Annotated in this window: 11 protein-coding genes and 1 pseudogene; 6 read left to right on the top strand and 6 right to left on the bottom strand. The window is 73.8% G+C overall.

All coding sequences use genetic code 11. The annotated features are described in order from the left end of the window. Position 1: 1 nt before the first annotated feature. From FNX44_RS04805 to FNX44_RS04790, 4 genes are all read right to left on the bottom strand, one after another. Positions 2-373 carry an ArsR/SmtB family transcription factor gene (locus FNX44_RS04805; protein WP_143646678.1) on the bottom strand — a complete coding sequence of 124 codons (372 nt, stop codon included), beginning with the start codon at positions 371-373 and terminating at the stop codon, positions 2-4. Between the two features lie 219 nt (positions 374-592). Beyond that, the gene (locus tag FNX44_RS04800; protein ID WP_143646677.1) at positions 593-994 is read right to left on the bottom strand and encodes an STAS domain-containing protein; all 402 of its coding nucleotides are present in this window, start codon (positions 992-994) and stop codon (positions 593-595) included. Next, complete coding sequence (locus tag FNX44_RS04795) at positions 991-2,688, bottom strand: SulP family inorganic anion transporter (protein ID WP_143646682.1); 1,698 nt, start codon at positions 2,686-2,688, stop codon at positions 991-993. Before FNX44_RS04795 ends, FNX44_RS04800 begins: the two co-directional genes overlap by 4 nt. A 17-nt stretch (positions 2,689-2,705) precedes the next feature. Then, positions 2,706-3,047, bottom strand: coding sequence for an ArsR/SmtB family transcription factor (locus FNX44_RS04790; RefSeq protein ID WP_143646676.1), 342 nt, complete (start codon positions 3,045-3,047; stop codon positions 2,706-2,708). A 100-nt stretch (positions 3,048-3,147) separates the two neighbouring features. On the opposite strand from FNX44_RS04790, the gene FNX44_RS04785 reads away from it, so the two are divergent. Continuing rightward, positions 3,148-3,504: a zinc ribbon domain-containing protein YjdM gene (locus FNX44_RS04785; RefSeq protein WP_143646675.1), complete on the top strand. Its 357-nt coding sequence runs from the start codon at positions 3,148-3,150 to the stop codon at positions 3,502-3,504. A 12-nt stretch (positions 3,505-3,516) separates the two neighbouring features. On the opposite strand, the pseudogene FNX44_RS04780 reads toward FNX44_RS04785, so the two are convergent. Together FNX44_RS04780 and FNX44_RS04775 are read right to left on the bottom strand one after the other, a co-directional pair. Continuing rightward, positions 3,517-4,475: pseudogene (locus tag FNX44_RS04780) on the bottom strand (D-2-hydroxyacid dehydrogenase family protein). A 50-nt stretch (positions 4,476-4,525) separates the two neighbouring features. After that, positions 4,526-5,140, bottom strand: a complete 615-nt coding sequence (locus FNX44_RS04775; protein ID WP_143646674.1) for an RraA family protein — start codon at positions 5,138-5,140, stop codon at positions 4,526-4,528. A gap of 314 nt (positions 5,141-5,454) precedes the next feature. On the opposite strand from FNX44_RS04775, the gene FNX44_RS04770 reads away from it, so the two are divergent. From FNX44_RS04770 to FNX44_RS04750, 5 genes are read left to right on the top strand one after another with little or no spacing between them, the layout of a single operon-like run. After that, on the top strand, positions 5,455-6,906 hold the full coding sequence (locus FNX44_RS04770; protein ID WP_143646681.1) for an ABC transporter substrate-binding protein: 1,452 nt from the start codon (positions 5,455-5,457) through the stop codon (positions 6,904-6,906). Next, entirely contained in the window at positions 6,903-8,669 is a 1,767-nt protein-coding gene (locus FNX44_RS04765) for an ABC transporter permease subunit (RefSeq protein ID WP_143646673.1), read from the top strand. Before FNX44_RS04770 ends, FNX44_RS04765 begins: the two co-directional genes overlap by 4 nt. Next, positions 8,666-9,700, top strand: coding sequence for an ABC transporter ATP-binding protein (locus FNX44_RS04760; RefSeq protein ID WP_143646672.1), 1,035 nt, complete (start codon positions 8,666-8,668; stop codon positions 9,698-9,700). The genes FNX44_RS04765 and FNX44_RS04760 overlap by 4 nt, the downstream gene beginning before the upstream one ends. Then, the gene (locus FNX44_RS04755; protein ID WP_143646671.1) at positions 9,697-10,476 is read left to right on the top strand and encodes an ATP-binding cassette domain-containing protein; all 780 of its coding nucleotides are present in this window, start codon (positions 9,697-9,699) and stop codon (positions 10,474-10,476) included. Before FNX44_RS04760 ends, FNX44_RS04755 begins: the two co-directional genes overlap by 4 nt. Next, entirely contained in the window at positions 10,473-11,468 is a 996-nt protein-coding gene (locus FNX44_RS04750) for a M14 family metallopeptidase (protein ID WP_143646670.1), read from the top strand. Before FNX44_RS04755 ends, FNX44_RS04750 begins: the two co-directional genes overlap by 4 nt. Positions 11,469-11,503 lie beyond the last annotated feature (35 nt).

Below are 11,503 nucleotides of genomic sequence, written 5' to 3'. Positions count from 1 at the left end.
CCTACGACGGGGCGTGGCGGGGAGGGGTGTCGGGTTCGCGCTCCGGTTCGTTGGCGCGTAGGTCGGCCAGCAGCTCGGCCTGGCCCGCGAGTACGCCGGAGAGGATGCCGCGCGCGACCCTCAGCAGTTCGGCCACCTGCGGGCTGGTCAGCGAGTAGTAGACGTTCGAGCCCTCCTTGCGGGTCGCCACGAGGTTGGCTCGGCGCAGTACGGCCAGCTGCTGGGAGAGGTGTGCGGGCTCGATGCCGACTTCGGGCAGCATCTCGGCCACCGCGTGCTCCCGCTCGCTCAGCAGCTCGAGCACGCGGATGCGGGCGGGGTGGCCCAGCGTCTTGAAGAACTCGGCCTTGAGCTGGTACAGCGGCGCGCTCACCGGAACCGCCTCCGCAGGACCGGGCTGTGTGCCGCGCGGTGTCGCCACCCGTCGCCTGCCACCTCGGTCGTCACCTCGATCGTCGTCTCTGCTGTCACCACGGTCGTCGCCATGAGTCCCATCCTCACCCGTCGGCCTCCGAGCGGTGACCTCGGCCCACGAACGCCGCCGGCGGTGGCCGCCCCGCGGGGGCGCGGACCTCCCGCGGGGGTGTCGTGGTCAGTGGGTGGAGGTGTCGGGGGTGGGCCAGTTGGTGGTGCGCCAGTGGCGGCCGGTCGCGGTCCACGCCTGGTGCGCGGCGAGGGCCGCGGGGAGGTCGTGGTGGACGGGGATGGTCGGGCCGGTCTCGTCGGGTACGAGGGAGCCGTCGGCCGGGATCGCGGCCAGTTCCAGTGCGCGGCCGCGGTCGGCCAATCGGCCGGCTGCTGCGCGGATCGCGAGCTGGCCTTCGGCGGACCAGCCGTGCAACTCGGTCAGGTCGAGGATGACCGGGCCGCTGCCACGCGCCACCACCCAGCCGACCGCGCCGGTGAACCGTGCCGCCGCGCGCACTCCCAGGAATCCGGCGACGGAGAGGACGCCGAGGTCCCCGCGGTCCTCGTAGTGCCATTCGATCGTCATGTCACCGTCTCTCTCGTCGACTGGGGGCCGCCGGGCAGGAGACCGGTGTCTTCCAGGTGGCGGCGGGCGGCGGCGATGGCCTCGGGGGTGGTACGGAACTCGCGGCCTTCCGACCGGAGGAGTTCCAGCGTGCCGGTGGAGTCCAGGACCTGCCGCTGCGTGTCCCGTACGCCGGAGGTCAGTACGACGATGCCGCGCCTGTTCAGCTTCTCGACCGCGTCCTTGAGCACCAGGGCGCCGGTGGCGTCGATGGTCGTGACCCGGGACATGCGCAGGATGACCACGTGGACGTCGGCCACCTCGGACAGCTCCAGCAGGAAGCGGTGGGCGGCGGCGAAGAACATCGGCCCGTCGATGCGGTAGGCGACGATGTGCTCGGCCAGGAGGCGGCGTTCCTCCTCGCTGTGCTCGCCCGGCAGGTCGGGCAGGAGGTCCACCTGGTCGAGTCGGGCCTGCTTGGCCACGGCCCGCAGGGCCAGCGCCCCGGCCACCAGGAGGCCGAGGATCACGGCGTAGACGAGGTCGAGCAGTACGGTTGCGACAGCGGTGAGGACGAGGGTCAGTGCGTCCGAGCGGGTCGCCTTGGCCATCACCCGGAGCGAGCCGACCTCGACCATGCGGATGGCGGTGGCCAGCAGCACACCGGCCAGCGCCGCCAGCGGGATCTTCGAGACAAGTGGTGCCGCCGCGAACACGATCACGGCGAGTACGGCGGCGTGGGTGAGGGCGGCGAGTCGGGAGCGGGCGCCGGTGCGCACGTTGACCGCGGTGCGGGCGATCGCGGCCGTGGCCGGCACGCCGCCGAAGAGCGGTGCGGCCAGGTTCGCCACGCCCTGGCCGAACAGTTCGCGGTCGGGGTCGTGCCGCTGGCCCACGGTCATCCCGTCCGCGACGGTCGCGGACAGCAGCGACTCCAGCGCGGCGAGCGCGGCCACCGCGACCGCGGGCGCCAGCAGTGAGGACAGCGCGCCCACGTCGAGGAAGGCCAGCGAGGGCGCGGGCAGCCCGGCGGGGAGGTCGCCGATGGGTGCGGCGTCGTCCAGGTGGAAGAGCTGCGCGACGACGGTGGCGGTGATCACGGCGATGATCGAGAACGGTACGCCGGGCCGCCAGCGCGCCCCGGCGAGCATTGCGGCCGCGACTCCGACGGCCAGGGCGAGGGCGGTCCAGTTCGGCGTCGTCGTGAACGCCCGGACGGCGTGCCAGGCGACGGTGAGCACCCGCTCGCCGTCCGCCTCGGCCACGCCCAGCGCGCTCGGGATCTGCTGCAGGGCGATCACGCAGGCGATGCCGAGGGTGAAGCCCTCCACGACGGGGGCCGGCACGTACCGCATGTATCTGCCGGCCCGCAGCAGCGCCAGCGCGATCAGCAGGACGCCGGCGATCAGCCCGACGGTGAGGACTCCACCGGGTCCGTACTGGGCGACGATGGGGACGAGGACAACGGTCATGGCCCCGGTCGGGCCGGACACCTGGAGGTTCGAGCCGCCGAAGACGGCGGCCAGCGCGCCCGCCACGACCGCGGTCGCCAGGCCGGCCTCCGCGCCGAGCCCGGAGGAGACCCCGAAGCCGAGTGCGAGCGGCAGCGCGACGATCGCCACTGTCAGCCCGGCCAGCAGATCCCGGCGGGGGTCGCGGGCCATGGCGGTGAGGTCGCCGCGTGTGGGCAGCAGAAGGCGAATCGGGCCCCACATCCGGCCGGTGGTGGAACTCACTTCGCCGCGACCTCGGATTCCCGCAGCGCGGTCAGCAGCTCGTGCCGGCCGGTCAGCACCTCGGTGAGGATTCGGCGTGCCGATCCCAGCAGGTCGGCGACGTCGCCGCCGGCCAGCTGGTAGACGACCGTGGAGCCGTTCCGCCGGGAGGTGACGATCCCGGACCGGCGCAGGACGGCGAGCTGCTGGCTGAGGCTGGAGGGCTCCACCTCGATGCGGTCGAGCAGCGCGCGCACCGGTGTCGGCCCGTCCTGGAGGAGCTCCAGAACCCGGATGCGCACGGGGTGCCCCAGCATCCGGAAGAACTCGGCCTTGGCCTGGTACAGCGGCACCGACACGCCTTGCGACCTCACTCACCTTGTCGATGGACCTCGATAGAACAGCATGTAAGCAATTGCGAAATTTCGCAAGTCGTTAGCTGGGCGCTAACCTGGAGGGGTGAACGAGAATCCGCCGCCCTGTCCGAAGTGCTCCTGCGAGTACACCTATGAGATGAACGCCCTGGTGGTGTGCCCCGAGTGCGCCCACGAATGGGTGCCCTCGGAGGCGGAGGCGGCCGGCGGCGCGCCCGAGGAGCGGGTCGTCAAGGACTCGGTGGGCAACGTGCTGCGCGACGGCGACGACGTGACGGTGGTCAAGGCCCTCAAGGTCAAGGGCAGCCCCTCCGGTATCAAGGCCGGTACGAAGGTGCGGGGCATCCGGCTTGTCGACGGGGTCGACGGCCATGACATCGACTGCAGGATCGACGGCTTCGGAGCCATGCAGCTCAAGTCAAGCGTCGTGAAGAAGGCCTGACCCGGGCGGCGTTCAGGGCAGTACCCGAACGGGTTCGCCCCTCAGGTAGGCGTTGATGTTCTCGACGGCCTGGCCGTAGTACGTCCGGTAGTTGGCCTCGGAGACGTAGCCCAGGTGCGGGGTGGCCAGCAGTCGCGGCGCGGTGCGCATGGGGTGGTCGGCGGGCAGCGGCTCGACGTCGAAGACGTCGACGCCCGCCCCGCCGATCCGCCCGTCGCGCAGCGCGGTGAGCAGGGCGTCCTGGTCGACTAGCCCCGCGCGGGAGGTGTTGACGAGGTACGCGGTCGGCTTCAGCAGAGCAAGTTCGCGTTCGCCGATGACGCTTCGGGTGCGCTCGCCGAGTACGAGGTGCAGGGAGACGAAGTCGCTCTCGCGGAGCAGGTCGTCCTTGGAGGGGGCGAGTCGCACGCCGACCTCGTCGGTCCGTGCCCGGGTGAGGTTCTGGCTCCAGGCCGTCACCTCCATGCCGAAGGCGAGGCCGATGCGCGCGACCCGGGCGCCGATCTTGCCCAGGCCGAGCAGCCCGAGGCGGCGGCCGTGCAGATCGGCACCGACGGTGGACTGCCACGGCCCGCCGCCGCGCAGCGCGTTGTTCTCGGTGACGATGCCCCGGGCCAGGCCGAGCAGCAGCGCCCAGGTCAGCTCGACGGGCGGGGTCTGGGAGCTCTGGGTGCCGCACACGGTGACGCCGTTGCGCGCCGCGGCCGCGTAGTCGATCACCGAGTTGCGCATGCCGGAGGCGACGAGTAGGCGGAGCCGGGGCAGCCGGTCGAGGAGGGAGGCGGGGAAGGGGACGCGCTCCCGGAGGGTGACGACGATGTCGAAGTCCGCCAGGCTGAGCGCCAGTTGGTCCTCGCTGTCGACGTGCTCGGCGAAGCTCACGACCTCCACCCGGTCCTGGACGGGGCCCAGTCGGCCGTCGTGGTGGCGACCTTCTGGAAGTCGTCGAGTACGGCACAGCGCAGCCGCATGGTGTTCCTCTCGGTCGGGCGCAGGGGCGCAGGGGCGCAGGGGCGCTCGGTCAGCCGGTGAAGCCGCGCTCGCTCAGGGCTTTTTCGATGCGGGCGCGGTGGTCGCGTTCCCAGGTGTCGAGGTCGGCGGCGGCCTCCTTGGCGAGCTTGGCCCTGGCCGCTTCGAGGATTTCCGTTCGGCGGGCGGCGGGGGTGACGACCACGCCCTCCTCGTCGGCGACGACGATGTCGCCGGGGTGCACGAGGACGCCGCCGACGCGGGCGGGTTCGCCGAGGGAGCCGATCCGTTCCTTCGTACCGGGGATCGGGATGACACCGCGGGAGAACACGGGGAAGCCGGCCTCGCGCACCTCGCCGAGGTCGCGGATGACGCCGTCGACGACAAACGCCGCGACGCCCCGACGCCGGGCCACCGCGCAGACGTTGCCGCCGGCGAGCGCGTGGTCGACGTCACCGGACTCCACGACGACGACCGAACCCGGCTCGGCGCGGTAGATCGCGGCGTGCAGCATCAGGTTGTCGCCGGGCTCGCAGCGCACCGTGTAGGCGGGGCCGGCGACGCGGGGGCAGTCCCACAGTGGGCGGATGCCGATGTCCATGACCTGTTCGCGGCCGAGCAGGTCGGCGAGGGTGGTGGGGGGAAGGTCCCTGAAGTCGGCGTCCATGCGGCGGTCCTCGTCTCTCGAGCGCCCGGGCGTCGTGGCGGCGGCGCCGCGCGACCGGTCGGTCCCGTCGGGAGTCTGGTCGCCCCAAGTCTCGCCCGCGCGGTGTCAGTGCGTGGCGCCGGGGGTGGGCGAGAGGCAGGCATGTTCGGACAAGCCGGCGGCCTCCCGGGGTGAGGGAGAGCTGCGGCCGAGGGAAGGTAGTTGAATGTTGTTGAATATGATTATCACGTGCTAGCGTCCCGGTCGGTAAGCAGCCGCCACAGAACGAGCTGGAACGCATCGTGCGCCTTCGCAAATCCAAATCCGTCGCCCCGATGGTGGTCGCCGCCTCCCTCCTGCTCACGGGCTGCTTCGCGACCGCCTCCGCCCCCGCGGACGGCGAGCAGCGGTTGCGCGTGGTGATGATGCAGCCGCCGCGCTCGGGGCTCTCGCCACTCAGCGACGACGCCTTCAAGCTCTCCCGCTGGAGCACGGCCGAGACCCTGGTGACGCTGGACGCCAACGGCGAGCCCCAGCCCGCGCTCGCCGAGAAGTGGCGCTGGTCGGACGCCCGGACCTGGACCTTCGTGATCCGGTCCGGGGTGAGATTCCACGACGGCACTCCGCTCACCGCGAAAGACGTCGTGCGCTCGCTGAGGAGGGCCGCCACGGCCGCGCCGAAGCCGCGCATCCTCGACGGTGTGGACCTCGCCATCACCGGCAAGGGCCACACCGTGACCGTCACCACGGCGACCGCCGATCCGTTGCTGCCGCAACGTCTCTCCTCGCCGCAGCTGTCGGTCCTGGCCGCCCGCGCCTACAAGAGCAAGACGGTCGACCCGATCGGAGCCGGCACCGGCGCGTTCATCCTCAAGAGGGTCGACGGCACCAGCTCGGCGACACTTGACCGCAACGACGATTACTGGGGCGGCCGCCCCAAGGCGCCCGGCATCGACGTGCGGTTTGTGCCCGACGGCACCGCGCGGGCCGCCGCGCTGCGCAGCGGCGAGGCGGACATCGTGGAGGCCGTACCGGTCTCCCAGGCGTCCCTCCTGGAGAAGGACCAGATCACCGAGGTCCCGATGCCGCGCACCAACACCCTCTACCTCAACACCGGGCGCGGGGTGTTCCGCGACCCTGCGATGCGCGCCGCCGCCCGCGAGGCGGTCGACGCCGGGCCGCTGGTCAACGGCGTGTACGAGGGCCGGGCGGACGTCGCCGAGGGACTGCTGGGGCCCGCCATCCCGTGGGCGAAGCAGCGGCCCGAGCGCGGGAGGCCGACACCGGCCGGGGACCCGGAGGGCCGGCGCGTCACCATCGGCACCTTCACCGACCGCGCCGAACTGCCCGAGGTCGCCGCCGCGTTGCAGCAGCAGCTGGACAAGGCCGGGTTCCGGGTGAAGCTGGAGATCCGCGAGTACGCGAACATCGAGTCCGACGCGCTGGCCGGGAAGTTCGACGCCTTCATCCTCTCCCGCGCGACCGTGCTGGACTCCGGCGACCCGGCCGCCTACCTCTACAGCGACTTCGCCGGCGACGGCTCGTTCAACATCTCCCAACTCGCGGACCGCACAGTGGACAAGGCGCTGGAGAAGGCGTCCTCGACGCCCACCGGCGCTGCTCGCCGCCAGGCGATCCTGGAGGCCGAGGCCGCCGTCCTCGGAACCGACGCCGCCATCCCCATGCTGCACGAGCGGGTCATCCAGGGCGACGCCGCCAACGTCGTGAACTCGGCGAAGGACCCGCGCGAACGTCTCCTGGTCACCGTCGACACCCACGTCGGATGAGCATCACCACCGCGGTCGCACGCGTGGCGGCGCTTCTCGCCGTCGTCACCACCATCGGTCTGCTCCCCTGGCTCTCCGGCCGGGACGCGGCGCTCAGCGTGCTGCGCGCGCGGTCGCCCGAACAGGAGGCAACGGAAGAGGCGTTGGCCGCGATCCGGGAGGACCTGGGGCTGGGCGCCGGACCGCTGACCCTGCTCGGGCGGTGGGCGGGCGGACTGCTGCGCGGCGATCTCGGCCACTCCTGGGTGTCCGGCACCGAGGTGTTTCCCTCCGTACTCGCCGGACTCGGCGTCTCGTTGGGCCTCATGGCCGCCTCGCTGGCGGTGGCGCTGCTGATCGCCGTCGCCCTCTGCGCGCCGACCACGGTGCGCGGCGCGCGCGGCGGCGCCTCCGACGAGAGCACGCGCGTCGGGAGGCGCGAAGGCGGCGGCGCCCTCGCCGGAATGCTCGCCGCCGTACCGGAGTTCCTGCTGGCGACGCTGCTGCTGATCGTGCTGGGTGTCTGGGCGGGGCTGCTGCCGACGTCCGGTTGGCAGGGCCCGTCCTCGATGGTGCTGCCCGCGCTGGCCATGGGTGTGCCCGCCGGCGGACTGCTCGGCCGGCTGGTCGCCGACGCGCTGCCCGCCGTCTTCGCCGAACGCTGGGTGGGGCTGTGGCGGGCGTCCGGTGTGTCGGCGCCGCGCGTGGCCGCGGCCGCGCTACGGCGGTCGCTGCCCGCGCTGCTGCCGCAGTTCGGCCTGGTCGCGGTGTCGGTGACGGGCGGCGCGGTCGCCGTGGAGACGGTGTTCGCCGTGCCCGGAATCGGCCGTACGGCGCTGGGCGCGGCGAAGGCACAGGACCTGCCGCTGCTCCAGGGTGCCGTGCTCGCGCTGCTGCTCGTAGGTCTCACCGCGGGCGCCCTCGCCCGTCTTGTGCGGCTGCGGCTCATCGGCCCCGGGCTTCGGGACGCCGCGCTCGCTCTGCCCGCACCGCCCCGCCCGGCGACCAGCGGCGCCCGGCGGCTGGTCCCGGCCGCCCTGGGGAGCGTGCTGCTTGTCACCATCGGCTGGGGGCTGACGCGTGACCCGCTCACCGTGGACGTCGCGGCGCGCCTGGCCACCCCCTCCTGGGCCCATCCGCTGGGCACCGACGCGCTCGGCCGCGACGTCCTCGCACGGCTCGGCCACGGCGCGGCGGCGACTGTCGGAGTGGCCCTGGCGGTCTGCCTGTTCAGTTGTCTTCTCGCCGTCGCGATCGGCTTCCTGCCCGAGATGTCGGCCGGAGTGGCGGACGTCGCCAACGCGCTGCCCCCGGTGATCGTCGGTGTGCTGGTCGCCGCCGCGCTCGGGCCGGGCGCGGCGGGCGCGTCGGTGGCGGTCGCCCTGGTCTCCTGGCCGCCGCTGGCCGCGCACGCCGCCGCGCTGGTGCAGGAGACACGCGCGGCGGCCTTCCTCACCGCGCAGAAGGCGATCGGCTCCACCCGCCGCTGGGTCCTGACCCGGCACGTCCTGCCGTCGGTGGCCGGGCCGGTCGCCCGCCACGCGGTACTGCGACTGCCGGGCATCGCGCTGGCGCTCGCCTCGCTCGGCTTCCTCGGCCTCGGCGCCCAACCACCCTCGCCGGAGTGGGGGTTGCTGCTGGACGAGTCGCGGGCGTACGTCGAGCGAGCGCCCTGGGCCGCGCTCGCACCGGCCGCGGCGCTGGCGCTGCTCGCCGGCCTCGCGGTCTCCCTCTCCACCCTCACGCCGCGCGGCGGCCGGGTCCGTGCGGGGGCGGCGGCATGACGGGCCGGCCGCCGCTGCTGTCCGTCGCCGACCTGCGGGTCGCCTTCCCCGACGGGCCGACGGGCCGCGACGTGGTGCACGCGGTGCGCGACGTGTCGTTCGACGTGTCCGAGGGCGAGGTGCTGGCCCTGGTGGGGGAGTCGGGGGCGGGCAAGTCGCTGATCGCCCGGGTGCTGCTCGGCATGGCGCCGCCGACCGCGCGGACGTCGGGCCGCGTACGGTTCCGGGGCCGGGAACTGCTCGGCGCGGCCCGGTCCGGGTACGCCGGGCTCTGGGGGCGGCACCTCGCGCTGGTGCCGCAGGACGCGCTGTCGGTGCTCAGCCCCGTGCACACCGTCGGCGACCAACTCGCCGCCGCCGTAAGGTCGGTACGCCGCGTCGGGCGGGCCGAGGCGCGCGCGGCGGCGGTGGCGGCGCTGGACCGGGTGGGCATCGCCGACGCGGCCCGACGGGCCGGCGCCTACCCGCACGAGTTCTCCGGCGGCATGCGGCAGCGGGCCGTCATCGCCATGGCGACGATCAACGAGCCGGACCTCGTCGTCGCCGACGAACCGACCACCGCTCTCGACCCGGACGTCCGGGAACAGGTCCTGGGGCTGCTGGCGGCGCTGCGCGAGACGACCGGCGCCGGCCTGCTGCTGGTCACCCACGACCTCGACGTGGTGGCCCGGCACGCGGACCGGGTACTGGTCCTCTACGCGGGCGAGGTTGTCGAGTACGGGCCGGTGAAGCGGGTGCTCGAGCGGCCCCGCGCCCCCTACACGGCCGGGCTGCTCGCCTCCCTGCCACCCGGTGAACCCACCGGAAGCCGTCTTCTCCCCGCCATCGACGGCTCCCCGCCGTCCCTCCGGGAGGCGGCGTCCGCGCCGGGCTGTGTCTTCGCGCCGCGCTGCCCGCTGGCGGCCGACCCCTGCCGTACGCGGCGCCCGGCGCCGGTCGAGGCCGCCGCCGGGCACCTCGTCTCCTGCCACCGCCGGGCGGACGTCCCCGAGGTGCCGACACAGCTGTTCGGGGCGGGGGAGGCCGGATGACGCCGCTGCTGCACGTGCGGGACCTCACCGTCCGCTACCCCGGCCGGAACCGGCGGTCGCCGGTGCTCGCGGTCGACGGGGTCTCCTTCGAGGTGTCGGCGGGGGAGACGCTGGCGCTCGCGGGCGCCTCCGGCTCGGGGAAGTCGAGCACCGCCGCCGCCGTGCTGCTGCTGCGCCGCCCGGACAGCGGCGAGGTGTGGTTCGACGGGCGCGAGCTGACCGCGCTCGACGAACCCGCGCTGCGCGCCGTACGCCCGGCCGTGCAACCCGTCTTCCAGGACCCCTACGGCTCCCTGAGCCCGCGGCTGCGGATCCGCGACGCGATCGCCGAACCGCTGCGCGTCCAGGGCCGCTGGGACCCGGTCGCCGGCCCCGCACGGGTCGCGGAACTGCTGGACACCGTCGGCCTCGACGCCCGGCTCGGCGACCGCCGCCCGCACGAGCTCTCCGGTGGTCAGTGCCAACGTGTGGGCATCGCACGGGCGTTGGCGAGCGACCCGCGTCTGCTGGTGCTGGACGAACCGGTCTCCGCGCTCGACCCGTCCGTCCGTGCCGGTGTGCTGAACCTCTTGGTGGAACTCCAGGACCGGCTCGGTCTCGCCTACCTGTTCATCTGCCACGACACGGCCGTCGTCCGGCACTTCGCGCACCGCGTCGCCGTGCTGTCCGACGGGCGGATCATCCGCACGGCAAGCGCCCGCTCCCTCCACCCCCACCCGTCCGGAGCGGCGCGTCCGCGGACCACCGCCACCACAGGGAAGGCCGCCACCACATGAGTTGGACTGTCGGTCCGCTGCGGGCCGCCACGGGAACGTGTACCCGCGGCGGTGTTCCGGTCGACCTCGGCACGACCACCGTGGAACTCCCGCTGACGCTGGTCCACGGCTCCGAGCCGGGACCGCTGGTGGTGATCACCGCCGGGATGCACGGCGGGGAGTTCGTGGGCGTGGACGCGGCCGTCCGACTCGCGGACATGCTGGATCCGGACGCCGTACGCGGCCGGGTGGCGATCTGCCCGGTGGCCAACCCGCCGGCCGTCTACCACGGCCGCCTCGGCGTCTCGCCACTCGACGGAGTGAACATCAACCGCGTGTTCCCAGGAGACGCGCGCGGCACACCCACCGAACGGCTGGCCGCCTGGCACACGGCACACCTGCTCGACGATGCCGACGCCTACCTCGACCTGCACTCCGGCGGCATCGACGAGGACCTGACCGACTTCGTCGGCTACCGCCTCACCGGCGACCCGCGACTCGACGACCGCGCCCGCCGGATGGCCCACCACCTCGGCATCCGGGACGTCGTCCTCGGCCGGGACGCGGCCGGGGGCAACAGCCATGCCGCCGCCGCGCGCCTCGGCGTGCCGGCGGTACTCGTCGAGACGGGCGACCGGGGTCGGCGCGAGCCGGGCACCGCGACCCGGCTGGTCGACGACGTCGTCCGGCTGCTCGCTGAACTCGGCTTGCTGGGCGAGGAGTTCACGCCTGCCGGGCGCCCCGGCCCCGCGCCGCCGCAGCCCGTGCGCGAGTGGGTCTGGGCCGGCGCGGTCACTGCCGAGACCGCGGGCCTCTGGTACCCGACCGCCACGGCCGGGGACGACGTCTTCGCGGGCCGGCCGATCGGCCGGCTCGTCGACCCGGTGGACGGCCGCGCCACACCGGTCACCTCCCCGGCGACCGGCCGCGTCTTCTACAACTCCCACGCCCTCACCGTCGCCCCCGGCGCCGAACTCGCCGCCGTCGCCGCGCCCCACCCGGACCGCCCCTGACCACCGCCCGCGCGCGGCCGGTCACGTCGTCCTCT

The sequence above is a fragment of the Streptomyces alkaliterrae genome (assembly GCF_007097205.2).
Taxonomy (GTDB): Bacteria; Actinomycetota; Actinomycetes; order Streptomycetales; family Streptomycetaceae; genus Streptomyces; species Streptomyces alkaliterrae.
The sequence above is the reverse complement of the archived record's forward strand: the minus strand, read 5'-3'. Positions and strand labels throughout refer to the sequence as shown.